At 60.5% G+C, this 26,139-nt stretch carries 18 protein-coding genes; 11 read left to right on the forward strand and 7 right to left on the reverse strand.

Annotation, left to right across the window (positions count from 1 at the left end):
• The first annotated feature begins 107 nt into the window (after window positions 1-107).
• Complete coding sequence (locus FTE24_RS08775) at window positions 108-848, forward strand: hypothetical protein (protein WP_150232918.1); 741 nt, start codon at window positions 108-110, stop codon at window positions 846-848.
• 600 nt (window positions 849-1,448) lie between these two features.
• Here the strand turns inward: FTE24_RS08775 and FTE24_RS08780 are convergent.
• The 4 genes from FTE24_RS08780 to FTE24_RS08795 all read right to left on the reverse strand — a co-directional run bounded on the left by FTE24_RS08780 (window position 1,449) and on the right by FTE24_RS08795 (window position 4,819).
• Window positions 1,449-2,015, reverse strand: a complete 567-nt coding sequence (locus FTE24_RS08780; RefSeq protein WP_150232920.1) for a GNAT family N-acetyltransferase — start codon at window positions 2,013-2,015, stop codon at window positions 1,449-1,451.
• Between the two features lie 96 nt (window positions 2,016-2,111).
• A complete protein-coding gene (locus FTE24_RS08785) occupies window positions 2,112-2,864 on the reverse strand; it encodes a GNAT family N-acetyltransferase (protein ID WP_150232921.1) in 753 nt (250 codons plus the stop codon).
• Window positions 2,865-2,926: 62 nt separating this feature from the next.
• Window positions 2,927-3,805: a phosphotransferase gene (locus tag FTE24_RS08790; protein WP_150232923.1), complete on the reverse strand. Its 879-nt coding sequence runs from the start codon at window positions 3,803-3,805 to the stop codon at window positions 2,927-2,929.
• Between the two features lie 30 nt (window positions 3,806-3,835).
• Window positions 3,836-4,819 carry a GNAT family N-acetyltransferase gene (locus FTE24_RS08795; protein ID WP_160441701.1) on the reverse strand — a complete coding sequence of 328 codons (984 nt, stop codon included), beginning with the start codon at window positions 4,817-4,819 and terminating at the stop codon, window positions 3,836-3,838.
• Window positions 4,820-5,086: 267 nt separating this feature from the next.
• Here FTE24_RS08795 and FTE24_RS08800 point away from each other — a divergent pair, with 267 nt between their 5' ends.
• From FTE24_RS08800 to FTE24_RS08830, 7 genes are all read left to right on the forward strand, one after another.
• Complete coding sequence (locus FTE24_RS08800; protein ID WP_150232927.1) at window positions 5,087-6,244, forward strand: AraC family transcriptional regulator; 1,158 nt, start codon at window positions 5,087-5,089, stop codon at window positions 6,242-6,244.
• A gap of 222 nt (window positions 6,245-6,466) precedes the next feature.
• Window positions 6,467-6,910: a DUF6376 family protein gene (locus tag FTE24_RS08805; protein ID WP_150232929.1), complete on the forward strand. Its 444-nt coding sequence runs from the start codon at window positions 6,467-6,469 to the stop codon at window positions 6,908-6,910.
• A 355-nt stretch (window positions 6,911-7,265) separates the two neighbouring features.
• On the forward strand, window positions 7,266-8,534 hold the full coding sequence (locus tag FTE24_RS08810) for an MFS transporter (protein WP_150232931.1): 1,269 nt from the start codon (window positions 7,266-7,268) through the stop codon (window positions 8,532-8,534).
• 174 nt (window positions 8,535-8,708) lie between these two features.
• Complete coding sequence (locus FTE24_RS08815) at window positions 8,709-9,506, forward strand: formate/nitrite transporter family protein (protein ID WP_150232933.1); 798 nt, start codon at window positions 8,709-8,711, stop codon at window positions 9,504-9,506.
• 122 nt (window positions 9,507-9,628) lie between these two features.
• Window positions 9,629-11,110, forward strand: a complete 1,482-nt coding sequence (locus FTE24_RS08820; RefSeq protein WP_150232935.1) for a sensor histidine kinase — start codon at window positions 9,629-9,631, stop codon at window positions 11,108-11,110.
• The gene (locus FTE24_RS08825) at window positions 11,088-11,780 is read left to right on the forward strand and encodes a response regulator transcription factor (protein ID WP_141446917.1); all 693 of its coding nucleotides are present in this window, start codon (window positions 11,088-11,090) and stop codon (window positions 11,778-11,780) included. The genes FTE24_RS08820 and FTE24_RS08825 overlap by 23 nt, the downstream gene beginning before the upstream one ends.
• Before the next feature lie 119 nt (window positions 11,781-11,899).
• Window positions 11,900-14,320, forward strand: a complete 2,421-nt coding sequence (locus tag FTE24_RS08830) for an ABC transporter ATP-binding protein/permease (RefSeq protein ID WP_150232938.1) — start codon at window positions 11,900-11,902, stop codon at window positions 14,318-14,320.
• Between the two features lie 171 nt (window positions 14,321-14,491).
• On the opposite strand, the gene FTE24_RS08835 is transcribed toward FTE24_RS08830, so the two are convergent.
• Entirely contained in the window at window positions 14,492-16,789 is a 2,298-nt protein-coding gene (locus FTE24_RS08835; protein ID WP_150232940.1) for a S8 family serine peptidase, read from the reverse strand.
• Window positions 16,790-17,081: 292 nt separating this feature from the next.
• Between FTE24_RS08835 and iolE the strand changes: the two genes are divergently transcribed.
• Together iolE and FTE24_RS08845 are read left to right on the forward strand one after the other, a co-directional pair.
• Window positions 17,082-18,002, forward strand: coding sequence for a myo-inosose-2 dehydratase (iolE, locus tag FTE24_RS08840; protein WP_150232942.1), 921 nt, complete (start codon window positions 17,082-17,084; stop codon window positions 18,000-18,002).
• The gene (locus FTE24_RS08845) at window positions 17,999-19,030 is read left to right on the forward strand and encodes a Gfo/Idh/MocA family protein (protein WP_150232944.1); all 1,032 of its coding nucleotides are present in this window, start codon (window positions 17,999-18,001) and stop codon (window positions 19,028-19,030) included. The genes iolE and FTE24_RS08845 overlap by 4 nt, the downstream gene beginning before the upstream one ends.
• A gap of 73 nt (window positions 19,031-19,103) precedes the next feature.
• Here the strand turns inward: FTE24_RS08845 and FTE24_RS08850 are convergent, their stop codons facing one another.
• The gene (locus FTE24_RS08850) at window positions 19,104-21,224 is read right to left on the reverse strand and encodes a bacterio-opsin activator (protein WP_150232946.1); all 2,121 of its coding nucleotides are present in this window, start codon (window positions 21,222-21,224) and stop codon (window positions 19,104-19,106) included.
• A gap of 165 nt (window positions 21,225-21,389) precedes the next feature.
• On the opposite strand from FTE24_RS08850, the gene FTE24_RS08855 reads away from it, so the two are divergent.
• On the forward strand, window positions 21,390-24,926 hold the full coding sequence (locus FTE24_RS08855) for an S-layer homology domain-containing protein (protein WP_160441702.1): 3,537 nt from the start codon (window positions 21,390-21,392) through the stop codon (window positions 24,924-24,926).
• A gap of 130 nt (window positions 24,927-25,056) precedes the next feature.
• Here FTE24_RS08855 and FTE24_RS08860 read toward each other — a convergent pair whose 3' ends face one another.
• Window positions 25,057-25,806 carry a DeoR/GlpR family DNA-binding transcription regulator gene (locus FTE24_RS08860; RefSeq protein ID WP_150232951.1) on the reverse strand — a complete coding sequence of 250 codons (750 nt, stop codon included), beginning with the start codon at window positions 25,804-25,806 and terminating at the stop codon, window positions 25,057-25,059.
• Between the last annotated feature and the right edge of the window lie 333 nt (window positions 25,807-26,139).

Consider the following 26,139-nt stretch of genomic DNA (forward strand, 5'->3'; position numbering starts at 1 on the left):
AGAGACGCGGAATGCTACGCTTTCGGAGGACGAACGGCCGAGATCGGCGATCCGAAAGGGAAGGGTGAATCAAAACGCAAATGAGGGCGATGGGGAAAATTTTGCAAGTGTGGCGACGATTCGACGAATTTCCGATGGAAACGATCACGAAAGCCTGGCTGCACGCCAGAGGCGAACGATTCGCGCCGAGAAGCGTCGATCTGATGCGCGAACAGCGCGAACGGTACGGAACGTCCGGCAACTGTTTCGATCTGGCGATGTGGCTGATGGACGAGCTGCGCGGCGAAGGGATCGAGTGTTACCCGGTCGGCCATAAGCTGGGCACCGAAGACGCGCACTGCGCCGTGATCGCGATCGGGGAAGACGGCAGCCGCTATTTGTGCGATCTGGGCGACCAGTGGATTCAGCCGGTTCTGATCGATCCGCGGGCGGAAGGGTATACGGAGCAGCCGCTGCCCGGCTTTTTCCCGGGTGCGCGCATCGCCGTACATTCGGATGCGGCGCAGGCGAGCATTCGCTACATGCGGCCCGGCGGCAAAGAAAGCTGTTCCGTGTACGATCTCAACGCGGTCGACGAAGCGGAGTTTGTGCACGCGGCGGCACATTCGCAGAGCATGCTGTCGATCCCGCTCGTTGAGCGGCGCCTGCGCACCTGCACCGACGGCAGCATCGTGCATTGGGAATATGAGAGCGGGCAGTCGCAGATCAGCAGCGATCGCGGCCTGTTCCACGAGAGCGATCCGTTCGGCGAGGACACCTGGGCCCGGCGCATCTCGCGCCGCTCCGGGATCGACGAACAGGTCGTGCAGGCCGCGCTGGATCTGTATGCGGCGGAAGGTCTGCTGTAGGCGGACAGGCACGATCGGTTTTTGGGAAAAAGAAAAGACGGAACGCGGCGCCGAGCCGCGTGTCCGTCTTTTTTTGCGTGGGGAGCCGAGCGGCCTTCGCCGCGTCTGACCGGGTGATCGTAGGCAGCCGGCTGACGACCGGCAGCTGCCGGCCAACGGTGAACCGTGAACTGCCAAAGTTCAACAGCCAACAGCCAATAGCCAAAGTTCAACAGCCAACAGCCAATAGCCAAAGTTCAATAGGCAGCCTCAACCGCCAACCCCTGGCCGCTAACGAATCGTCGTAACGCTAATTGTGCGTTTTCGACGCTTTTGACAATCTAACGAACCGAGGTAACGCTATTCGCCGAATTCGGAGCTTTTTAGCCGCTTTTCAGCCCATTAGCGTGCTGACGATTCGTTAGAAATCGAAAACGGCTCAAAAAGCCCGAATAGCGTGCTGACGATTCGTTACCCTCGCCGCTGAGCCCGCCCGCACCTCCGCCCGGCGCTTGTGCCTCCGCGTCTGTCCGCGCTTCCATGTCCGCCTGCGCCTCTGCGCCTGCGTCTCCGCGTCCGCCTGCGCTTTCCGAGCCCGCACGAAATCACTGTTTTCCCGGATTACAACTTCCGTACCAGATGAATATCCAGCGGCTCGCGGGCGAACAGTTCCGGATCGGGTTCCGCCGCGATTTCGCTGCCGAAACTGCGGTAGAAGCCGACCGCCGAAAGGCTCTCGGTCGACGAAATATACAGCGCCTTCGCGCCGCGCAGAGAAGCTTCCCGGCTCAACAGTTCCATCAGCCGCCGGCCGATGCCGCGTCTGCGATAAGGGCGGCCGACGTACATCAGGTCAACCTGCAGCATATCCCCTTCGGAGCCGAGCGGCCGATGACCCAGCACGCCGAACCCCGCAAGCGTATGGCCGGCATAAGCGCCGATCGCCGTACCGCCGCGCTCCAACTCCCCGATATAGCGGAGCCGAAGTTCGGCCAGCTGCGCTTCGTTCCAGGTTGGACACTCGTGTCCGGCGGGCGTCCAGATTTCTTGTCCGTTTTCGATGCGGCAGATCTGTTCGATCTTCTCGGAACGGTCGAGCTGTCCGAGATGGTCGGCATCGTCGGGATTCATTTTGCGAAAAACGAAGGCCGGGCATTTGGGCCGGCCTTCGTTTCTTTTGAGTATCATATGGGGTCCTCCGTATCGTTGCAGTCGTCTGGCGGTAGTCAAAGCTTCCGCTTCCGCCTATGCGCCAAGTGCGCCAAGCCGCGCGTAGACTCGCGTCTATTCCGCTTCGTCGTCCGCAATCACGTCCCAGGCCGCGAACAGCGACAGTCCCGCCGCAGCCGCAAGGGCGTTGGATGGTGCGTTATCCGGTTGGCAGCGGTACTGCGGTTCGTACCCGAGAGCCAGCGCATGGGCGCAGGCCGCCCGAACGGTCTGCCTGCCATAGCCGCGGCCGCGGAACTCCGGCAGCGTCAAAATGCCGAGATCGGCAAACTTCGTGCCGCTCCACGGGATCAGGCTGGCCGCGGCCGCAAGCCGTCCGTCGACGAAGCAGCCGAAGACGAGCCAATGGTCGAGCTCGACAAACGCTTCGTCGAGGTCGTCGGCCGGCGCCTGCGCGGCAAAATCGGCAAATAGGTCGGCGTCTTCCGCCGTGAGCTGCCGAACCGAATCGGGCTCCGGTTGTTCGCGAAGCGCCGTTTGGCCGGGGATCGCGAAATAAAACAGATGATCCGCGCCGTTCAGTCCGATCCCGGCCTGCCGCAGCGCGGCGTCCAGTTCGGGTGCGCCGATCTCGGACGTATCCGCCAAGCCCAACAGCCGGGCCTGCTCCGGCGACAGCGACAGCCGGCCGCCCGTATCGGGGAAATCGAGCCGCATGACGCTTCGGGAGAGAGGCAGTTCGGCATCCACGACGATCGCGTAGCGGCCCGGCGTAGAGACGCTTCGCGGCTGTTCTTCCGCCCGGCCCAGCCAGTATCCGGTCACCAACGGGGAGAAGAGAGGCAAGGGTTCTTTGCGTGCCGTCATGGGGATCGCTCCTTTTTTAGAAATAAAACTATCAGAAATCTAACTATTAGAAGTGTGAATTTTTAGAGAGACAACGCATTCCAATAGTTCCACGCCTCCAGATAACCGGGCAGGTCGTGCGGATGATGCTTGACGCTGAGCCCGATCCGGCAGTAGAGCTGAATCCGTGTTTCTTCGATCAATCTCGACCGTTCGACCTGAACACGTTCCAGCAGATCGAAGGCGGCGAGCAGCGTCTCAAGATTCAGGTCGTCGGGCGAGGAGCAGAATGCGTACAGAAAATCGTACAGGATCGGCCCTGCCATCGGCGACGGGTCGATCACGCCGACCAGCGCCTCTTCGCGGTACACGAAATTGTGGACGCCGGTGTCTCCGTGCAGCCAGTATTTTTCGGTCGGCTCCGCCCCGGATCGTACCGCATGGGGAGCGAAGAGGCGCTCGGCCGTTTGCTTGACGCAGCGGTAATCGTCGTCCGTCAGCACGCTGCCGAGATTGCCGCGCGCTTCTTCGATCCCGATCTCGTTGAAGTGCTGCCAGCTTGCTCTCGGATATTCGGGCCGCCCCCAGTAATCGGCGTCTTCGCAGCGTACGTACCGGTTGAGCAGCTCCTGCGTCAGCCGGCGCATCCAGTCTTTTTTGTCGCCGCGGTTGAAATGGGTCGTGCCTTCGATGAACGCGTACGCCAGATAAGAATCGTCCGCGGCCGCCAGCAGCACGCCGGGCAGCAGCGGGGAATCCGCGTAGGTTTCAAGCAGCTGCCGGGCGGGCCCAAGCGAAGCGGGGTCATCGAATTTTAACAGATAGGCGTTCGATTCCCGGGATTCTACCTTCAGCGCAAGCCCTTCGGTCGTACCGGACAAGGTGTGCATATGCACGATTTCTTCGTGAACGCCGTGCGACTTGAACAGCGCGTTCACGTGAAGCAGGGTCGATTCGAACATGGTGAACGGGACTCCTTTTTGGCGGCGTTTCTACAATTCCACCGCGTAACGCTGTTCTTCGGTCTCGATCTCGAAGCCTGCCGCCCGGTAGACGCGCAGCGCGTCTTCGTTGAGCGCTTCGACGTCCAGCTCCGCATCGGCGCAGCCGCGCGAGCGAATCTCGTACAGCGCCCGGTTCAGCAGCGCCGAAGCGAGGCCGCGTCTGCGATGCTTGGAGAGCGTCAGCACTTCTTCGATCTCGCCCGTCTCACCGTCCGATACCCAGTACATGAGGCTTGCGGCCGCCTTGCCGTCCGCGTGAATCTGCAGCATCCGCCAGCCGCTGCGCGACGCCAGATCGGCCAGTCGATCGGCTCCGATCGGCGTTTCCGGCCAGATCTCCATATCCAGCGCCAGATAATCGTCGGCCTGTTCGCCGCTCAACGCGTCGAATTCGCGCCAGGCGTAACCGTCCGGCAGAGGGAAAGCCGATGCAGCCGCCTCATTTTCAACAGGTTCGACGGATTCGACGGCGTCCGGCGAGTGCCGATCCGCGAACGTATGGCACATCCGGTACTGCCGCTTCAGCGGCGAGAACTCCGGACGCGCGGTGAAATAGCCGGTATTGGCCGCTTCTTCCGCATAGTTGCCGAAACCCAGCAGCGTGCCGTGCGTATTGGGAAGAAGAGCTTTGAGCTCCAGTGCACGGGCATGAAGAACGTCGTACATTGCGCCGAGCAGCTCCGTGTCGGTTTCGCGTTCGGGCAGCGTTTTTAAATTGAAAAAGATACGGTGTTGGCTCGACGGTTTCGCCGTAGGCGGCATCGTGCTGAAGACGTCGACCTGGCCTTTGGCGATCATCTTGCCGTCTTCGAACGCGCAGTAGACATTCGTCCAGTTGTCCGGTTCGCCGACCCACCAGAAGGTGACGCGCCGTCCTTCGGCCGCTTGAGTGTAGAAGGCACCGAGTGCCGGGAAGTCGCTTTCTTGAAAAGGTCGGATCGAATATACGGAAGTATGGGGTTGCATAGGCATTACGTCCTCCTTGAGAATATCGGAATTTGCAGAATGATGGGGCATAAAAATAAAACCCTCCTTTCCGGCGGGCAGCCCGCCTGCTTCCAGTATGCTTCAGCATCGCGGAGAGAAATGAACCGTTCTTGCGCAGATGCGGTCAAACGGAGAGAAAAAACGTCTACACGCCCAAATGTCGAAGCTGACGCCTGCGGCATTTTTTGTTAGGATGGAAACCGTAAGGGAGCCCGGCATGCAGCGGGACAGCAACGGAAAAGAGAACCGGACATGAACAAGAAATCGCAGCGCCGCGAACCCGGCGAACTGAATAAGAAGCCGGAGCACCGACCGGAGTACCTGCCGGACAATCGACCGCCTGCAGAGGCGGCTTCCGGGCAGCCGGGTGACCCGGATCGTTCGGGCGGCCCGACACTGGCCGGCGTGCCTGCGGCGCCCGTTCCGCCTAGCCCGCCCGGGTCTGCGGCGCCTGAGCCGCCCGTTCCGCCTAGCCGGCCCGCGTCGCCGCCAAGCCGCGAGAACTTCGGCCGGCCCGAGACGCTGGGCACGATCGAACGGGTACTGGACGAAGTGGAGCGCCGCCTGACGGACAAGGTTGTTCTCGACGAGCTGGCGGAACACGCCTATCTGTCGAAGTTCCATCTGCACCGGCTGATGCGGGCGGCGACGGGCCTGCCGCTGATGGAATACATCCGTGCCCGCAAGCTGTCGGCCAGCGCGCACGCCCTGCTGGATACGAGAAGTTCGGGCACCGTGCTCGGTACGGCGCTTGCGTTCGGCTTCGAGCACGAGCAGTCGTATATCCGCGCGTTCAAGCGGCAGTTCGGCGTGACGCCGGCGCAGTTTCGCCGGGGCACCGCACAGATCCGGCTGGTTGAGCGCTACGACACGTCGGCGCTCAAGGAAATCCGCCGCGGCGTCGTGTTCGAGCCGACGTTCGTGATCAAGCCGCGCAGTTTGTACGCCGGACGCCGGGCCACCATTCCGCTCGCCGAAAATTTCGAACGCCATACGGCGAACGCGCAGGGAGTGTCTTTTTTCTATGGAGAGCATGCCCGAATTCCGCGCAAGCTGAAGCCGAGCGTGTATATCGGGCTGACGCTGTATCCGCCGGAGCACGGAGCGGAAGCGACGGATTACCTGACCTCGGCCGAAGTGTCTTCGCTGGAAGGGCTGGAAGCGCAGTGGGACACGGCGGAACTTCCGGCCGGCAAGTACGCGGTGTTCACCTATATCGGACGCTTCCACCCGGAACATCTGACGATTCATGAGCTCAACGATATCTGGAATTACATGGACGAATGGCTGCTGAGATCGCCGTACGAGCAGGCGCACGGCCACCATTTCGAATATATCGATGCCGCGTTGGCGCGGGAAGATTACTGCGAAGCGGATTTGTACATCCCGATCCGGGATCTGCGAACGTAAGCGATAGCGCCGCGCACCCTGCCGGTCTTCGGCGGTCCGTACGCTTGAGTCTGCTCTGTCGGAGCGGCTTCGCCGGTCTTCTCATCAATTTCTAATGTGCCGAACCGAAACCTCACCCATCCGTGCGGAGTATGTAACGCAAACAGACGCGATCGTCCCGGCGAAGTGCCTCGCGCACGCGCGGCCCGGAGACGTTTGCGCTACGAGGAGAGTGCATGTTCCATGAAGAAGATCATTTTGGCTCTGACCCTGTTCGCCCTTCCGCTCGCCGGCTGCTCGGCTGTCGAGGAAGTGAACCGTTCCGTCGGCTACACGAGCGATGCGGTGTCTTATATCAACGACGCTTCGCAGTGGGCGGAGCAGCTGCCGCAGCTGGCGCAGGACGCGGCGAACGATCCGCAGGCGCAGGAGAAGCTGTCGCAGGAGCTGGATCGGGTGCAGCAGAGCATCGCCGAATTCGGCCAGGCGGAAGTGCCGGGGTTCGCCCAGGGGCTGCACAGCCAGCTGACCGGCTACAACGAAAGCCTGAACGCCCAGGTCGACCAGCTTCAGCAGCGAATCGAAGCGGGCGAATTCACGCCGGAGCTGCTCCAGAACTCCGAAGTGATGCAGTCGATCCAGAATATCCGCGGATTGATGGACCAGTTCCAGCAGTTGGGGCAGTAAAGCCGGCGAGGCTGCTCAAGCGCAGAGACAGCATCCACAAAGGTCGTTCCGCAATAAGCGGGACGGCCTTTTTTACGTGCAAAAAGGAACCTTTTTCTTCAAAAAATGCCTTATTCAGAAAAAACCAAACTTTTTTGAACGGTTTTCTTGAAAACCTCTGTACCGTTCATGAATTTTCGGTATAATCTTTCATGAGAAGCGGCCGCTCCGGAGATCTCCGAGTCGGCCGCTTCGGCATACGGAAGCTAGGATCCGTTCATTCGGCAGTATCTGCTGCGTTGAATATAAACCGTTTTCGGCCAAAGGGTGGGGTAACCCCGGTGTCTACAAAAACCGAAGGAGGACTGAATACCGTTTGAAAAAGCTCGTCTGGATGGGCAGTCTGTTCTATCTGCTCATGGGATTTATCAAAGTTACCGTCGCTTCGATCATTACCGTGCTGCTGCCGCTGTACGACCGCGTCTATACGGACGCGGGCGCGCTGATCTTTATCGAGTTCGGCGCCTCGATCTTCGGCATGCTGATCCAGCCGTGGCTGGCGAACCGCATGTCCAAAAAGACGATGCTGCATATCGGCGCGTGGGGCGTGGCCGCTTCGTATCTGCTGATCGCGTTCCTGCCGCCGTGGCCGCTGCTGCTGGCCGGGTTCGCGCTCGCCGGATTCCTCGGCGGCATTATCGAATCGGTCATCGCCGCCGTCATTCTTGACGGCCTGCAGTCCAACGCCGCAATCGCCATGAGCCGGCTCGAAGTCGCGTTCGGCGTCGGCTCGCTGATCCTGCCGCTCACGATCGGCATGCTGATCGTAAGCGGGCTGTGGAACTACGCCCTGTTCGGCATCGCCGCCTACTGCGTGTTCCTGTCGCTGTTCGTACGCTTTACCCGCTTCGGCGACGCGGAGCCGCTGTTCGTTCCGGCGCACCGGGCCGAAGTGCCAAGCGCCGTTCCGGCGGGCGCCGCTTCGTCCGGCCCGGTCGGGGCGGTCGTGGCCGCCGCCGCGACGCATCACCCTTCGGCGGGGAAAAAGCGACTGCTGCGCACGTCCGGCGCGCTCATGCTGCCGGCGTTTATCCTGCTGTTCTTTTTCTACGGCGCGACGGATATCGGCCTGGTCAACTACCTGCCTTCGCTGATGCTGGAGACCGGCATGGCCGATGCCGCTACCGCCCCGATCAGCGTCACCGTGTTCTGGGCCGCGATGATCGCGGGACGGATGTTCGCGGGCTACGAAGCCGAGAAACTGGGCTACCGCAAATACCTGTTCATCCATTGGGGCGGCATGATCGTGCTGCTGTCGCTGTTCGCGCTTAACCGCAGCGCCGCGATCGGCTACGTCCTGATCGTGCTGCTCGGCCTGACGCTGTCCGGCCTGTACGTCGTCACGCTCGTCTATGCCAAGACGCTGATGCCGCGCAACGTGGCGCGCAACACCAGCATTCTGATGGCGGGCTGCGCCGTCGGCGGCGGATTGTTCTCTGTCACGGCGGGCCGCATGCTCGATGCGCTGCCGCCTTCCTACGTACAGTGGACGATGGCCGGCATCGCGCTGCTGAGCCTGCTCACTTACGTCGTCTACGCCAAGGAACAGCGTGCGGAGCGGGCGTCGGACATGGTACGGGCTTAAAAGTTAAATAAAATTTGGGATATTTCGTACTTTCCGTAGGCGCCGACTCCGCACTCCGGTACAATGGGGAAATGATTCAAAGGCAAACGGGCGTGTTAAGCATACAACAATTGCATCGGTGGAAAATTTTCCCGGTCCGTACCTACAAAATTCTGGGCGATAGCGGAGGTCGACATGGAAACGGAAGCTCTCAAAAACGTAGAATTACTGGCACTCAAAAAGCACAAGATTTTCAAGCAAAGCGTCGTCCGCTACATGCTGCGTTCCATTCTGGCCAGCATGTTTATCGGCTTCGGCGTCATCGTGGCTTTCCGCGCGGGCAGCTTTTTCTACCTGGTGGATTCGCCGATGGCCTATCCGATGGCAGCGATTACGTTCGGCGCGGCGATCATCCTGATCTCTTACGGCGGCGGCGACCTGTTTACGGGCAACACGTTCTATTACACGTACGCGGCGCTGCGCAAAAAAATGCGCTGGCCGGAAGTGTTCAAGCTGTGGATCACGAGCTACGGGGGCAACATGATCGGAGCGGCGCTGTTCGCGGGATTTATTTTCCTGACCGGCCTGTTCGCTTCCCCGGACATCAACGCCTTCCTGCTCAACGTGGTCCAGCATAAGATGGAAGCGCCGACGGGCCAACTGTTTTTCCGGGCGATTTTGTGTAACTGGCTCGTCTGCATGGCGTTTTTCGTCCCGATGTTCATGAAGGAAAACGGAGCCAAAATGTTCGCGATGATGTTGTTCGTATTCTGCTTCTTCATCTCGGGCTACGAGCACAGCATCGCCAACATGTGCACGTTCGCGATCGCGCTGGTCGTCGAGCATCCGGCCGAGATCTCCATGGCGGGCGTCGTGCACAATCTGGTGCCGGTCACGCTCGGCAATCTGGTCGGCGGCGCAGGACTGATGGGCTTTATGTACTATTTCGTCAACAAGCCTTTTCTGAACGAAGAAGACGCGGGCAAGCACTGATCCGGCGGCAAAAGAAAACCGAATACCCAGCAGCAAGACAGGCGGACCGGGCTGACCGGTTCGTCTTTTTGATGTGCCTGGTATACACTCTAACGTAACGAACCGGAAAGGAAACGATAACGATGAGCGTAAAACGCCGGCTGTACCTTTCGAATATTTTGATGCTCGTGCTGCCGATCGTGTTGGTGATCGCGACGAGCGCCTGCCTGCTGCTCATCTATCAGGGAGTGACGGGCGTGCGCGGGCAGCCGCAGCCTCCGATGAACAACGGGGAGATGATTCCGGCGCGTCTCGACCTGGCGCGGCAGCTGTCCGCCGACCTGGCCGGAGCGGAAAGAGACGAGAGCCGGTTCTCGCGGCTGGACGACTTCAACGGCGAATACGCGGAGTCCGGCCTTCGGGCTTTTTGGTACCAGGGCGATCGGCGGATCTATCCCGCGCAGCTCCCGGAGCCGGTACCGGACGGGATTGATATGCCCGGCGAAGGCTCGTCCGCCCTGCTGACCGAGAGCTACGCGATCTACCGGGTTCCGGCCGGCGAAGGGATGCTGGCCCTGATCGACACCGAGTCGAAGCTCGATCCGGGCGGGCGTTCGCGGCAGCAGCTCTATACGGGCCTGTTCCTTCTGGCGGTCTTGATCCTGATCGTCGTCGCGACGAACCGCCTGCTGACCCGATTCGTGTTCCGCAGCATCGTGAATCCGATCGAGATGCTCGCCGAAGGCGTCCACCAGCTGCGCGACGGCAATCTCACTTACCGGATTCGTTACGTCAAGCAGGACGAGTTCGCCGAAGTGTGCCGCGATTTCAACCAAATGGCGGAGCAGCTGTCCGACATGGTGGAAGAGCGCAGCCGCAACGAGCGCAGCCGCCGCGAACTGATCGCGGGCATCTCGCACGACCTGCGCACCCCGCTGACTTCGATCAAGGCTTATCTGGAAGGATTGGAAAAAGGGGTGGCGTCCACGCCCCGGATGCAGGCCAAATATTTCGCCACGATCAAAAGCAAAGTGGAACATCTGGAGCATGTCATCAGCCAGCTGTTTCTTTTTTCCAAGCTGGATGTCGGCGAATTTCCGCTGTATCTGGAACGCGTCGAACTGGGCGCCGAGCTGAAGCGGATGTCGGAAGCTTTTGCCGCCGAATACAAGCCCAAAGGTCTCGACCTGCGGCTCGAAGGAACGCTGCCGACCGCGATCGCGGTCGTCGATCCGGTCCAGTTCCGCAACGTGATCCAGAACGTGCTGGAGAACAGTCTCCGGTATACGGACCAAGACCGGGCGGAAGTCGTGCTCGAAGCAAGCGAGACAGACCGGACGGTCGAGATTCTGCTTGCGGATAACGGGCCGGGAGTCCGGGCAGACGAGCTGGCGCGGCTGTTCGACGTCTTCTATCGAAGCGACGACTCGCGCAAGCGGACAGAGCTCGGCAGCGGGCTGGGCCTGGCGATTTCGTCCAAAGTGATCGAGAGGCTCGGCGGCCGCATTGCGGCGGAACTCGTTCCTTCGGGCGGCCTGGCCATCCGGATCGTCCTGCCCACAGCCAAATCGACGGAGGGCCTGCCCTCCAAAGGAGCCGAATATGAAAAAGATACTGATTATTGAAGACGATCTGTCGATCGCCGAGATCGAACGGGATTTTCTGGAGATCGAAGGGTTTGCCGCGGATATCGCTTCCGACGGGATCGAAGGGCTGCGCCTGGCGCGTACAGGCGGCTACGACATGATCCTGCTGGACCTGATGCTGCCGGGCATGAACGGATACGAACTATGCCGGGCCGTGCGGGAAAAGACGGACATTCCGATTCTGATGGTGACGGCGCGGGCCGAAGTGGCGGACAAAGTGCGCGGTCTCGGCCTTGGGGCAGACGATTATATCGCCAAGCCGTTTTCGCCGACGGAACTGATCGCCCGGGTCAAATCGAATCTCGCCCAGTACGGGCGGCTGACGCGAAGCAGCGAATCCGGCGGCGACCGGGAAGTGGAAGCGGGACCGATCCGTATCAATCCACGCTCTCGCCGGGCGTTCGTGCGGGAAGCCGAAACGGAATTCAAGAACAAGGAGTTCGAACTGCTGCTGCTGCTCGTATCGAATCCGTACATCGTGTTCAGCAAAGAGCAAATTTACGAGCAGATCTGGGGCATGGACGCGATCGGCGATCTGAAGACGGTCGCGGTACATATCAACCGGCTGCGCGAGAAAGTCGAGACCGATCCGCAGAACCCCGATTATATCCAGACCGTCTGGGGGGCGGGCTACCGATTCCGGCTGTAGCGCTGCTGCGCATTGTTTACCCCCGGTTTACCTTTTGTTTACCTGCGGGTTCCTTGCCGTTTACCTCTTCTTGTTAAGCTGAACGCAGAAGCTTTTAGCAGGAAAGGGGAGGAAGACCGTTGTCGAAGTTGAAGTTGACGGATATCAGGAAATCGTATCACAGCGGCGAAGTCGTCCATGCGTTAAAAGGGGTGTCGCTGGAGTTCAGGGAGAGCGAGTTCGTCTCGATCCTCGGCCCGTCCGGCTGCGGCAAAACGACGCTGCTCAATATCGTGGGGGGCCTGGACCGGTACGACGAAGGGGATCTGAGCCTGGGCGACCAATCGACCCGGCATTTCAAGGACAAAGACTGGGACGCGTACCGCAACCGTTCGATCGGGTTCGTGTTCCAGAACTATAACCTGATCGGCCACCAGACCATTTTGCAGAATGTCGAGATTGCCATGACGCTGTCGGGGATCTCCGTGAACGAACGCCGGGCCAAAGCCAAGTCGGCGCTGCAATCGGTCGGACTCGGCGATAAGCTGAACAAGCGGCCGAACCAGCTGTCCGGCGGACAGATGCAGCGGGTGGCGATCGCCCGGGCGATCGTGACCGATCCCGACATCATTTTGGCCGACGAGCCGACCGGAGCGCTCGACAGCCAGACGAGCTTGCAGGTCATGGAGATTCTCAAAGACATTTCCAAGACGAAGCTTGTCATCATGGTGACGCATAACGCCGATCTGGCCGAAGAATACAGCAGCCGGATCATCCATCTGCGCGACGGCGAAGTGCTGTCGGACAGCCGCCCGATCCTGCAGGATGCGCAGGAAGCGGAACATGCCGAACGTCCGCCTTCGAAGCCGCAGTCCGCGGGCGCCAGACTGGACGTAGGCAAAACGTCCATGTCGCCCGCGACGGCCGCCGCGCTGTCGTTCCGCAATCTGCTCACCAAAAAAGGACGCACGCTTATTACCGCGTTCGCCGGCAGTATCGGCATTATCGGCGTCGCGCTCGTGCTGGCGCTGTCGAACGGCTTGTCCAATTACATCGGGAACCTGCAGGCGGAGACGCTGTCCGGCTTACCGCTGACCGTGTCGGAGAACGCGCAGCAGGTGCAGGCGCCTTCCGGACCGCCGGATGCCCTGACGGGCGGAAGCGGCGGCGGGGCCGGCGAATTCCCGACCGGCGACGTCCTGAACGTGACCGAAGATCCCGCGCAAACGGAGCAGCATGTGAACGTGCTGACGCCGGCCTATTTCGACTATGTGGACAAGCTGCCGGTCGAACTGCCCGATGCCGTCAATGCGATCTCGTATGCCAACGGTATCGAGATGAACGTGCTGGCCAAAGGCGGAGAAGACGTCGTCAAATTCGGCACTTCGGAGACGGCCGCCGGAGGAGGAGCCGCCCTGCCTGCGGGCATGGGCAGCGCCGCGCCGAGCTATTGGTCCGAGCTGCCGGGCGACGAAGACTACGTACGGTCGATGTACGACCTGATCGGCGAAGGCAGCCGGTATCCTTCCGGCGCCGGCGAAGTGGCGATCGTCGTTAATTCGTATAACGAAGTCGACAAAGCCTTTTTGGACAAGCTCGGCCTGAACGGCGCGGACGGCGAGCGGAAGCTGACCGATTTTATCGACCGGCCGCTGCTCAAAGTCGTTCCGAACGACGCCTATTACGCCGAAAGCGCCGGCGGGCTGTTCGCTCCGGCCGGGGCGGACCGCTACGCCGACTTGTATAGCGGCAGCGAAGGCACGACCCTGACGGTCGCCGGCATTCTGCGGCTCAAAGACACCGGCTCTTCGTCGAGCGGCTTCCTGACGCCGGGTCTGGTCTATACGCCGGAGCTGACGCAGGCCGTCACCGACGACGCTTCCGGCTCGGCGATTGCCGCGGCGCAGCGGTCTTCGGACCGCGACGTGGTCTCCGGCGCTCCGTTTGCCGAAGAGACGCTCAAGGAAGCGCGCCTGCAGGCGCTGGGCGCGAAGACCGAACCGACGAGCCTCAACATCTACCCGACAGACTTCGCGGGCAAGGAAGAAGTCAAAGCTTATCTGGATGCCTACAACGAAGGCAAACCGGAGGCGGAGCGGATCTTGTATACCGATCTATCGGACGTCATCGGCTCGGTCGTGCAGACGATGATCGATACGGTCTCGTACGTCCTGACAGGCTTCGCCGCGATCTCGCTCGTCGTGTCCACGATCATGATCGGGATCATCACGTACGTGTCCGTGCTGGAGCGGACCAAAGAGATCGGCATTCTGCGCAGTATCGGCGCGCGCAAAAAAGACATTTCCCGCCTGTTCAACGCCGAGACGCTGATCGTCGGATTCACGGCGGGCGCTCTCGGGATCGGGATCGCGTATCTGCTGACGTTTGCGATCAACGCCGTGCTGAATAACGTGCTCGACCTGCGCAATCTGGCTGAGCTGTCGCCGATCCAGGCGCTGATCCTCGTGCTGGGCAGCATGCTGCTGACGCTGGTCGCCGGCTTGATCCCGGCCCGGGCGGCCACGCAAAAAGATCCGGTGACCGCGCTGCGCTCGGAATGAGTGCGCTCCGATAAGCGGGACCGTGGCGCTAAGTCTTAGGTATCCAGAGATCGACCTTATATACGGTACGGAGATCGAACACACAAAAAGGCGAACCGATAAGTATCGGTTCGCCTTTTTGGGCTGTGCGCAAGAGCGGCAAGCGCCGGAAGCGGAGATCCGCTTTAAGCGTTATTTCAGGCTGCCGCCGCCTTTTTCCGTCAGGTTCTTGATGAATTGCAGCGCTTCAGCCCGCGTCAGCGTGCCGCTGCCTTTGAACGAAGCGACCGTTTTTTGCGTTTTGCTGCTGCCGCTGGCGATGCCGGAAGAGAGCACGTAACGGATCGCGTCGTTGCCGGTACGCTCCGCGCCGTTGGCGGAAGAGAGCAGTTCGGCGACTTGAACGCGCGTCAGCTTCTGGGCGCGCGCCGTTTTGGACGCGTAGCCTTTGAGCGGCAGGTTCAGCTGCTTGGCGCGTACGTAATACGTGTTCGACCACGTGCCGGAGACAGCGTTTTTCACCTGCGGTTCGAAAGCGCGGATCAGCATGGCCAGGAATTCGGATTCGGTCACCGTGCTGCCGGGTTTGAACTGTCCGTCGGCATAGCCTTTGACCAGGCCGCGTTCAAAGCCCCAAATAATCGTCTCGCGGCCCCAGAACGTCGGCTTGATGTCCGGGAAAGGCAGTACGAATGTAGTTGGGACCGGTTCGGAGACGGTCGGCGCGGAGACGGTCGGTGCCGGCGTTACTGCGACCGGCGTCGTCGGAGTCACGGCCGGTTTGGCCGGCACGACGACAGCAGGAGCTGCGGGAGCTGGAGCGGCCGGTGCGGGAGCCGCAGGAGCCGGAGCGGCTCCGCCGCCACCGCCGCCGCCAAATCCACCGCCACCACCACCGCCGGAAGGAATCTGCGCGCTGCCGCCGGAAGGCGCAGGCGTAGGCACGACCGGCAGGTTCACGACGTCGGGAGCTGTCTGCGTCGGAGTTGGCGTAACAACCGGGCTGCCGGCATTGTTCGAAGCGGACAGCGTACGGCCGTTCACTTGGACGCCCGCCGATTCGTTACCGGCGGTGTCGACCGTCGTGAGGCGGAATGGGTAATCCGTGTCGGCCGTCAGGTTCGAAGCTGTATAGACGTTCTGCGTCACCGTCGTGAACGAAGTGTCGGTGCCGCCGTAGACGCGGACTTCCTTGAAGTCGGAATCGGCCGGAGCGTTCCAGCCGAGCGTCAGGCTGTCGACCGTAGCCTGGGTCACGGCTGCACCGTTCACTTCGCCCGGTGCGGCGAGATCCTGCTTCGACTTGAACGTTACGAAGCCGTCGCCGTACAGATTGTCGCGTCCCGGCGTTCCCAGATCAACGGCGTAGCTTTTGAGCAGCGCGCGTAGGGTAGAGGCAGAAGCGGACGGATTTTTCTCCTTGAGCAGAGCGAGTTCGCCCGCGATATGCGGAGCGGCCTGGGACGTGCCGTCCATGCCCGCGTACGAAGGATTGCCGTTGCTGTTGGGCAGGTTGCTCGGGTACGTCGAGACGATCGACACGCCCGGAGCGGAGAAGTCCACTTTCGGACCGGCGGAGGAGAAGACCGCATGCTGACGGTTCTCGTCGACCGCGGCTACCGAGATGACGCTTGCGTATTTCGCCGGATAATTGACCGTGTCGGTGTTCACGTTGTTGACCGTTCCGCTGTTGCCGGCGGAAGCGACCACGATAATGCCCTGCTCGTATGCTTTGTCGACCATGTCGTGCAGCGCCTGGGAATCGTCTTCGCTGCCGAGTGACAGATTGATGATGTCCATCTTGTTCTGGATCGCCCAGTCCAGCCCTTCCAGCACGTCCTGCAGCGAACCTTTGCCGTTCGCTCCGAGCGATTTGATCCCGTAGAGCGAGACGTTCGGCGCGACGCCGGTCACCTGCGCGCTGCCGGTGTCGGCGGCGATGATGCCGGCGACGTGGGTACCGTGGCCGTTATCGTCCGCGAAATTGTTCGTCATGTCCGGACCTACCGTGGACACGCCGCCCGCGATTTTCAGTTCGGGGTGAGCCGAAATACCGGAATCGATAACCGCGACTTTGACGCCCTGGCCGGTAAAGCCCTGGTTCCACATCGTGTCGGGCGATACGGCCTGGAAGTTCCATCTGTTTTTCTCCGCCGTATTGGGTTTGGGCGTCGAGCTGTAGCCTTCGACGTCCGCGTCCGTAATGCCGAACGAGATGTTGCGTTCGACGTAAGCGATATCCGGGTTGTTGACGAGGTCGCGCAGTTCCGTCGGGCTGACCGCAGCCGATACGGCCGGCACCGTCTCGAATTCGTGCCGGACTTCCGTCGTTTGTTGAAGCGCGGCTTCTTTGCCGTCTTCGTTTTTGTAGACGATTACGACTTCCTGGTCCGCGCCTTCGGCCGTCGCGAAATTCGCGGGCCCGGCCTGGGCGAGCAGGGGCAGAACGAGCAGAGAAGACAGGGCGACGGACAAATGCTTTTTATTCATGAATGGATTTCCTCCCGTAGTCTTGGATGCGGACGCTGTGACAGTGTTAATTACTTCTATGTATCGGCGTAGGGAAACAAGGAATTAAGAGAGTATTCTAATTTTGCGCAAAAATATTTTGGAAAATGTAAATTAAGGGAGTCCACCGTTTTTATGTTTTTACGCAAGATATTTATAGAAAGAAGTTGACTGAAAGCGCTTTTAACCTTAATGTAGAATCACATATGATCAAAAGTTAATCAATACATTACAGTAAAGAGCACATACTCTAGCAGCGCAAAGGAGAAAGACCATGAGCGGACCACACATCGCCTGGGGCATCGCGCCTATCGGCTGGCGCAACGACGACATGCCGGAGATCGGGGCGGGCAACACGCTTCAGCATCTGCTGAGCGATATCGTCGTCGCCGGCTTCGAAGGAACGGAAGTCGGCGGCTTTTTCCCGGAAGCTTCCGTATTGAACAAGGAATTGGAGCTGCGCCGTCTGCGGATCGCGGGCCAATGGTTCAGCAGCTACCTGATCCGGGACGGCCTGCCGGGCGTAATCGATTCGTTTCGCGCCCAGTGCGAGTACCTGCGTCAGGTGAAGGCCGACGTCATCGTCGTGTCCGAGCAGACGCGAAGCATCCAGGGCACCGACCGCGACGTGTTTGCGGAGAAGCCTTATTTTGACGACGCCGAATGGGACACGCTGTGCCGGGGATTGAACGAGCTTGGTACAGTCGCCGTGGAGTACGGGCTGCGCCTCGTCTACCATCACCATATGGGCACGGGCGTGCAGACGGCGGAAGAGATCGACCGGCTCATGGCCGGCACCGACGCTTCCAGAGTATCGCTGCTGTACGATACCGGCCATATTTTCGTGTCGGACGGCGGCTGCCTGCCGCTGCTGCGCAAGCATATCGGGCGGATCGGCCACGTGCACTTCAAGGACGCGCGCCGGACGGTGCTCGACGACTGCCGCCGGGAGGGCCGGTCGTTTATGCAGTCGTTCCTGAGCGGCATGTTTACCGTGCCCGGCGACGGCTGCATCGACTTCAGGGACGTGTACGCCGAGCTGATCGGGAGCGGATACCGCGGCTGGATCGTGATCGAAGCGGAGCAGGATCCCGACGTGGCGCATCCGCTGGAATACGCGCTGATCGCGCGGCGCTATATCGACGAACATCTGCTGGGCGGAGCACAGACGAATACGAGGAGGACACAGGCATGACATTGAACATCGGGGTGATTGGCACGGGCGCGATCGGCAAAGACCATATTCGGCGCATCTCTTCCAACTTGTCCGGCGCGCGGATCACGGCCGTCACGGACGTCAATCAGGAAGCGGCGCAGGTCGTCGTGGAGCAGTACGGCTTGGACGCGGTCGTCTATCCGGACGACAAGGCGCTGCTGGCGCAGGCGGATATCGACGCGGTGCTGGTCACCAGTTGGGGACCGGCGCACGAGCAGAGCGTGCTCGCCGCGATCGAAGCGGGCAAATACGTCTTCTGCGAGAAGCCGCTGGCCACGACGGCCGAAGGCTGCCGCCGCATCGTCGACGCGGAGATCCGCCACGGCAAGCGGCTCGTGCAGGTCGGCTTCATGCGCCGTTACGACAGCGGCTACGTGCAGCTCAAGCAGGCGATCGACGAGCGCCTGATCGGCGAGCCGCTGATGATTCGCTGCGCCCACCGCAACCCGGAATCCGGTCCGAACTACACGTCGGACATGGCGATCACCGATACGCTTATTCACGAGATCGACGTGCTGCGCTGGCTGATCGACGACGATTACAAGTCCGTGCAGGTGACGTATCCGCGCAAGACGCGGCACGCGCTCAGCCATATGCGCGATCCGCAGGTCGTCATGATCGAGACGCGGGGCGGCGTGCTGATCACGGCCGAGATCTTCGTTAACTGCCGTTACGGCTACGATATCCAGTGCGAAGTGATCGGGGAAGACGGTATCGCGAAGCTGCCCGAGCCGTCTTCGATTTCGCTGCGCAAAGAAGGGATGTACGGCACGCGCATCCTGATGGACTGGAAAGACCGCTTCATCGAAGCGTACGACCGCGAGATCCAGGACTTTATCGATTCCGTCAAGCGGGGCGACGTGCAGGGTCCGACCGCGTGGGACGGCTACGTGGCGGCGGTCACGGCGGACGCCTGCGTCAAAGCGCAGGAAAGCGGACAGTGGGAAGACATCTCGCTGGACGAAAAGCCGGATCTGTACGAGAGCCGTACGCTCAGCGAGGCTTAGGCTCGGGATTTACGAACAGATTGGCATAACCCAAAACGCGAGCGTCACCGGAGCGATTCCGGTGACGCTCGCGTTATTTGTGTGACGCCTTCCCTTTGTCGTTCGGCCTTCTTCCCCATGTCTGCGCAAAAGCATATCCCAGATGCTCGAAAGCCCGCTGCAAATGCCGATAAAAAGTCGCCCGGCTCATATGCAGCGATTCGGCCAGTTCGGACTTTCGATAGCTGCGGCGCACGTAACTTTCCCGCAGGATATGCTGCTCCGCATCCGTAAGGGGCGAAGGGGCGGAACCCTCTTCGAGAAAATGCAGCACCCATTCGCGCGCTTTCGCGCCTGTACAGCCTATTTTTTGCAAAGAAGCCAGTTCTTCAAGCGCCGCGTCTTCGTATAAATGCTCAAGCAGATGCCGGGTCTCTTCCCTTGACAACGCGGGAAAGCCCGGCCGGTCGGGAGCGCCCGAAGTCCGGGTATTCTGCCGAAGAATGCGCCGGATCCACACTTCGAAGGTCGCCTGTCTGAAGTCCAGTTCCCAGAGATGAAGCCCCGCCCGGTCATTCGATGACGGGGCGATCGGAATTTCTTCGAACCCCATGCCCGGCAGCAGCGCATTCAGTTGCAAATCCGCGGTGGGCACGAGCATGCGAAGCCCGTTCATCGCTTCCAGCGCCAAAGAACGAAACAATATCCCGCCCAGCTCCTCCGGGCCGTACAGAGATTGTTCCACGTCCACGGCCGCCAACAGGATGCACAGCGTGTCCGCCGCTTCCGGCGGAAGATCGCGCGAAGCGGAGAAGGCCGTGTCCAGCAGCGCCGCATCTTCGGAAGCGTGTGGGTCCAACAGGGACAGCGTTTGACGATGCAGTCGAAGACCGGCGCAAAAAGCTAACGGCCGCCCGTCTTCTTGCCGGATTACGCGTATGCTTTCGGGCGCCTCTCCGGCAATGTCGTTCAACAACAAAGCATGTCTTCCGCTTGCCACCAGCTCGGACTGCCAGTCCGAACGAGCCAGCGATACGGCCAGAAGCCGCTGCAATTCCGGCAGGTCTTCGGAGCGGTAGACCGTCTCCCGTTCGGGTTCCCGCTGCCTCAGGCTCGAAAAATCCGCATAAGGATGAGCGGCAGGGAGCTGCTCGCGGTACAACTCCAATGTGTGGGCCGCAATCCGCATTTGCAGCAGCCGGTTCGCCGAAGGATAGCGTTCGGCAAGCCGTTCCAGCACTTCGGACCGCATGCTGTGATACCGGCCCGGATCGCGCTTCTTGTAGTCTTCCCTCAATATCCCGGCAGCTAACCCATGTAGAGCAAGGCCGTCCGCTTCGGAGCGAACGCACGACAACGCCGCGAGCGCCATATAATCCGCCACGCTCAGCGGAGGGTCGAGCAGCTCATTCAACAGAGTCTGATCCGCGGCGGGCAGCAGCGACAGAAGCTGCAAAGCTTCGTACAGGCGAGGGGCGGAAGCCTCCTTGAGCATTTCCGCGCTCAGAATGCGGGGGAGTCGGTGCGCTTGCTGTTCGCGTTCTTGTCCGCGGCGCCGCATCATGTCCACCGTCAGCGCCAACAGCAGCGGGTGACCTTCCGTTTTGCGCACAATCTCCTGCTGAACGAGAGGCGGCAGTCCGGTTGACCGGACATACCGCTGCACGTCCCGGCGCGAGAGCAGCTTCAACGGAAAAGAAGCGATTCGGCTTCCCCATGCGGGATCGGTATGCCAATGCAGCGGCAGTCCCGTGCGGGAAGCGACGATGAGCAGCAATTCGCCGGCCGCAAGTCGCGGAAGCAGGCTTGATAACAGCCAGCTGCCGAGCTGATCGATACGTTCGACGTTATCGATCAGGACGACGGTCCGCTGCCGCGCGAGTTCCGAGACGACATGGGCAAGAGGCGGAAGATTCGCCGCGTTTGTCCGTCCGTATTCCGTTTCCAGACTCATTTGCAGATGGGACAGGAACGCGCGGGGATGGTGCAGCCCGATCTGCCCGTCCATCCATAGGGTGACCGCCGCGCGACGTTTCGCTTCCGCGGCCATGGCTGTAAGCAGCGTCGTCTTGCCGATGCCCCCGATGCCCGAGATCGAAAAGATCCGCGCAGGGGAGCAAGGCAAATCGAGCCATTCGGACAAAGCGGCCAACTCGCGGTCGAAACCGACTATACAAGGCGCGTGGGACAGAGATTCGGCGGATTTGTGGGACATGATGCACCCTGCTTTCTGTTCGGATGTGAAACAAAAACGAGACACTTCTTCTTCTGCCAATATACTAAAATGTTCAGTACGGGGCATAGGCCGGGCGGACCTTGAACGTGTCCGTCGATCGACTTATTTTTCATTATGGCAAACCAAAGGGGAAGTGAACAGAAAGTGAAGAAACATCGATCCATCCTGAAAATACTGCTTGCCGTTCTTCTCGTGTCGGGACAGTGGGGCATGCTGCCGGCCGAAGCGGCGGACGAACGGCAAACGGCCCAAACGGCCCCGCCTGTCGAGAACGGCTGGGTTGTGGTGTCCAATCGGGAACAGTTGGCGTATATCGATCGCAATCAGGAGCTTTATTTGACGCAAAATATTCGCCTCACCGCCGATATCGATCTGTCGGGCCTGGACTGGGTTCCGCTCGGCGGCAATGGCCGTGCTCCGTTCAGTGGGACGTTCGACGGTCGGGGATATTGGATTACCGGGCTGCTGCTTCATAACGATACCCGGAAACATAACGGATTTTTGGGCGAGAGCAAAGGGCGGATTCAGTCCCTCAACCTGAGGGCGGACGTACAGGGCGGTTCCGCGGCGGGCGCGCTTGCAGGCTCCCAGAATGGAGGCAGCGTCGACCGCGTCCATACGGAAGGCCGTGTATACGGCGGATACATAGACCCGGGAGTCTCCGTTGTTGGGGGAATCGTCGGAGCTCTCCACAATGCGACATTGTCCCGCTCTTCTTCCGCAGCCTCCGTGACGGTAAGCGAGTCGGATAATTTGCATGGAGGCGGGCTTGTAGGGAATATGCATATCGGAGACATAAGCGACTCTTACTTTACGGGCAGGATCGATAACGAACCGATTAAAAATCGTCCTGTCGCTTTCGGAGCTATCGCAGGCATTGTAGGCTATCAGATGAATTTTAACTTTATCAACAAGTTAAATGGTGTAAGAAACGCTTATTCGACCGGGGCCGTTTCGATGCGAAATCCGACAACCTCCGGTTACAAGGGAGCGATCGCCGCCTATGTGAACCGAAGCCGCATGAAAGGCTTATACTACGACTTCGTGGCGGCGGGTACGATCCTTGGCGCATCCGATACGTATGAGAGCGAAGTTGAAATTTACGGCAAAACGACGGCAGAGATGAAGCGGCAGTCAACTTACACGGGCTGGGATTTTGCGCATACGTGGACCATTCACCCCGCGGTCAATGGCGGGTACCCGTATCTGCGCCCGGAAGTGCTGACGACCGAACTTCCCCGCGGCGCTGAACATGAATCGTATAGCGCGATGCTGGACGCCTACGACGGAGCGCGCGGAACAAAGGTCTGGACCGCTTCCGGACTTCCCGAAGGTCTGACGCTGACGCCTTCCGGGGAACTGAAAGGTACGCCCGCAAAAGCCGGTACATACGCCGTGACGGTCTCGGTGTCGGATGCCGGTTCCGCCGTTGCACAACGTACGCTGCAGCTCGTGGTGGACACGCCGGCCCCGCGCCTTGCCGATGCGGCGGTAGAGCCCGGAACGCAGCACGGCAGCACCCGGGCTGCCGTGCCTACGCAGCCGGGGCATACTTTTGCTTATGCGTGGGAAGACCCGGCTGCCGCGGCTTCCCGGCCGCCGTTCGTGGGAGATCCGCTGCCGCAGGGAGCGGTCGCGTACGTCATCGGCACCGATATTGCCGATGCGGCGCCGGGGCGCATTCTGCGGCTGTTTGAAGTGAACGACCCGGAGCGTACAGGGAATTACCGGATTCAGGCTTGGCAGCGGTTCGTTCTGGAAGCGCGAGATATTCGCCGGATCGTCCCCGTAAGTGCGGTCCGTCTGGAACCGAACACGCTTGCGCTGGTCCCGGACGGGCCATCGGCCTTATTGACCGTCGTGGTCGAGCCTGAAGGCGCGGTCATGCCGACGCTGCGCTGGAGCTCCAGCGACGAATCGGTAGCGGTCGTCGATCCGCGCGGAGAGGTTCGTCCGCGCGCCGCAGGCACGGCCGTCATTACGGCCGTGTCCGCAGACGGTGTACATACGGCAGAAGCGGCCGTTACGGTATCCGCGCAATCCGGTACGGTGATCGGCGCGGTGTATGGCAGCGATAGAAAGCCGCTTGAAGGGGCGGCCGTTTCGCTGGACGGCGGCCCTGACGGCACGACGGACAGTGAGGGCCGGTTCAAGCTGGAGAGGATCGCTGTCGGCATCCAACAGCTGCTTATACGCGCGGAAGGGTACGAAGAGGCGCGGCAAAGCGCGGAGGTCGCGGCGGATCAGGAGACGGACGTCGGCCGGATTGCGTTAAAGCCGATTGCGGTGCCGCAGCCGGAACCTAAGCCAGAACCTTTGCCTCAGCCGAAGCCTGAACCAGAGCCGCAACCCCAACCGGAACCGCTACCCCGGCCGGAACCGCAGCCGGACGTCGTGCCGGAAACTTCGCCCGCTCCGACATGGGAACCGGATGTTCCGGAGCCCATCGTGCGACCGACGGTGTTGACGCTGGACATTAACGGTCAGCCGCTTCAAGTGCGCACGTCGAAGGAGGTCGACTCCGACGGTCGGGCGACGGTCCGGCTCAAGCCTGACGCCGCCGCGCTGGAGCAGGCGTTTGCCGACGTAGGCCCGGACATCCGCCTTTCCGTTCAAACGGACCTTCCGGTCGTTTTGCTCGATTTGCCGAGCGAATCTCTGGACATCAAGCGCAAACGGCAGCCCGATACCGTAATCACATTGGAAGTGGGCGGCACAGGTTATGAACTGCCGCTTGCTTCGCTGCCTGTGCTGGACCATATCCAGGTCGCGACGATCGGCATTCGCCAAGCGTCTTCGGACGTTGTCGACAGTTGGACAGCGGCAGCGGCGAAGCGCGGAGCCGCGCTGATCGGGGCGCCCGTGCATTTCTGTTTGTCGCTTGACGGCCAACCGGTCGAAAAGATCGAGGGCGCTTCCGGGAAAAAAATCATCGTCCTACCCGCGCCGCTCGATCCCGCAGCTTCGACGGTCATCTCGATCGGTGCGGATGGGCGGATGCGCTTTGTGCCTTCGCTGTTTGTGCGGGACGCTTCGCGGACACGGTTCGTCGCCACGACGCGCAGCGATGAAGACTGGCTTGCGGTCGTGTCTTCCAAACATACATTTGCGGATATGGCAAATCACTGGGGCAGATTTTACGTCGAGACGCTTGCCGACAAATTGATCGTCGAAGGCGTAAGCGACGATCAATTTGCGCCGGAACGTGCGCTGACCCGTGCCGAATTCGCGGCCTGGCTCGTCCGCGGCCTGGGTCTGTCCGAGAACCGGCCGGCATCGGGATTTGTCGATCTGGAGAAGGAACATCCGTACGGCGGAGCGGTCGAAGCCGCCAAACAAGCCGGATTAATGAACGGCGATGCGGACGGCTTCTTCAGGCCGGACGAGGCGCTGACGCGCGAACAAATGGCTTCCGCGCTTTTCCGCGCCGTGGTTTTTGAGGACGGTGCTGCGGGCCTGGCGTCGCAGGCAGGCACCGGCGCCGCGAAGGCGTTGGCCGACCAGGCGGAGCTGTCCCCATGGGCTTACGAACCGGTATCCGCGTTGATGGAAGCCGGATTGATGCAGGGCAAGCCGGATGGCCGATTCGCGCCCAAAGACTCGGCGACCCGGGCGGAAGGAGCGGCCGCCTTGAACCGCATGCTGGCCCGGATGAAAGTGATCGACGCTCCGGCGAAATGAACGGGCTGGAACGCGGCATGCCGCACAGCGTGCAGACCTACAAAAAAGACGAAGCGGAAAGATTACGCCGCTTCGTCTTTTTTTTGCAAATATTCGACTGCCCGGAAGCCGTCTCCGAACGCGTCAACCGTCAAGCCCGCCGCAGAGCGATGCCGTGGCTGCGGCACGCTTCGGCGTATTCGTCCGGCAGGCCTTCGGACGTGACGAGCACGTCGAGATCCGAGAACGCGGCGTAGGTCAGCAGCGTCGAGCGGCCGAATTTGCTCGGATCGGCCAGCAGGATGCGCTGCTGGGCGCGGCTTGCGATCGACTTTTTGATCTCGTGTTCCAGCAGGTCGGAATTGGTCAGGCCGTGGGCGAGACTGACGCCGGTCGCGGACAGGAACGCTTTGTTCACGTTGTATTTGGCGAGCGTCCGCGCGTCGTCCACGCCGACGAACGAGCGGGTCTTGCGCTTGTACGTGCTGCCGAGCACGAGCAAATCGACGTTCGGCATGCCGGCGGCTCCGTTGATGACGTCGAGACTGTTCGTCAGAATCGTGAGCGGCTTGTCGGGATCGAGAAATTCGATCATCGTGCACGTCGTCGTGCCCGAGTCGATAAAGATCAGGTCGTGATCTTCGACGTAGGCGGCGGCGAGGCGTCCGATGTCCGCTTTCTGGTCGCGGTATTCGACGTTGCGGTTCTCGAACGGAATCAGTTCCGTGACCGATACGACGCCGCCGTACACTTTTTCGATCGAGCCGCTTTGCAGAATCTGGTTGATGTCGCGCCGAATGGTGTTTTTGGACACGTCGAAGATCAGGCACAGTTCGTCCAGCGTGACATTTTTGCGGGTATGGATATAGTGTTCGATTTCTTGAAGCCGTCGAACTTTCATAGGCATTCTCCTGTTGGGTTGATACGCCGAATTATAAATAATGTCCAAAACATAATCAATAGTTAATTAAAAAAGGTCCAAACGTAATCTTTTCAACGAGAGAAAATGGCTGCGGATTTGTATTGGAAACGGATACAAGTTAAAATCGAGACACAAGAAGCCGCTTCTATTCTTTTCGTAATCGCAGTCTTTCTGCCGGAATTGCGCTCTCCGAGCCGTTATTTGCTCTTGACGGGCAAGTTCGGTTTATATATCATACAAATATAATCAAAACATGATCAAAAGTGACAGCGGTTTTGGCGAACAGCGTTGCGCGCCGGACACGACTGCGAG

This window comes from Saccharibacillus sp. WB 17, from assembly GCF_008634075.2.
Taxonomy (GTDB): domain Bacteria; phylum Bacillota; class Bacilli; order Paenibacillales; family Paenibacillaceae; genus Saccharibacillus; species Saccharibacillus brassicae.

Coding starts and splice junctions, on each gene's coding strand:
- FTE24_RS08795 (WP_160441701.1), bottom strand. CDS start 4,819: ATGCCTATGCAACCCCATACTTCCGTATATTCGATCCGACCTTTTCAA.
- FTE24_RS08860 (WP_150232951.1), bottom strand. CDS start 25,806: ATGAAAGTTCGACGGCTTCAAGAAATCGAACACTATATCCATACCCGC.
- FTE24_RS08785 (WP_150232921.1), bottom strand. CDS start 2,864: ATGACGGCACGCAAAGAACCCTTGCCTCTCTTCTCCCCGTTGGTGACC.
- FTE24_RS08835 (WP_150232940.1), bottom strand. CDS start 16,789: ATGAATAAAAAGCATTTGTCCGTCGCCCTGTCTTCTCTGCTCGTTCTG.
- FTE24_RS08850 (WP_150232946.1), bottom strand. CDS start 21,224: ATGTCCCACAAATCCGCCGAATCTCTGTCCCACGCGCCTTGTATAGTC.
- FTE24_RS08820 (WP_150232935.1), top strand. CDS start 9,629: ATGAGCGTAAAACGCCGGCTGTACCTTTCGAATATTTTGATGCTCGTG.
- FTE24_RS08805 (WP_150232929.1), top strand. CDS start 6,467: ATGAAGAAGATCATTTTGGCTCTGACCCTGTTCGCCCTTCCGCTCGCC.
- FTE24_RS08815 (WP_150232933.1), top strand. CDS start 8,709: ATGGAAACGGAAGCTCTCAAAAACGTAGAATTACTGGCACTCAAAAAG.
- FTE24_RS08800 (WP_150232927.1), top strand. CDS start 5,087: ATGAACAAGAAATCGCAGCGCCGCGAACCCGGCGAACTGAATAAGAAG.
- FTE24_RS08780 (WP_150232920.1), bottom strand. CDS start 2,015: ATGATACTCAAAAGAAACGAAGGCCGGCCCAAATGCCCGGCCTTCGTT.
- FTE24_RS08845 (WP_150232944.1), top strand. CDS start 17,999: ATGACATTGAACATCGGGGTGATTGGCACGGGCGCGATCGGCAAAGAC.
- iolE (WP_150232942.1), top strand. CDS start 17,082: ATGAGCGGACCACACATCGCCTGGGGCATCGCGCCTATCGGCTGGCGC.
- FTE24_RS08790 (WP_150232923.1), bottom strand. CDS start 3,805: ATGTTCGAATCGACCCTGCTTCACGTGAACGCGCTGTTCAAGTCGCAC.
- FTE24_RS08825 (WP_141446917.1), top strand. CDS start 11,088: ATGAAAAAGATACTGATTATTGAAGACGATCTGTCGATCGCCGAGATC.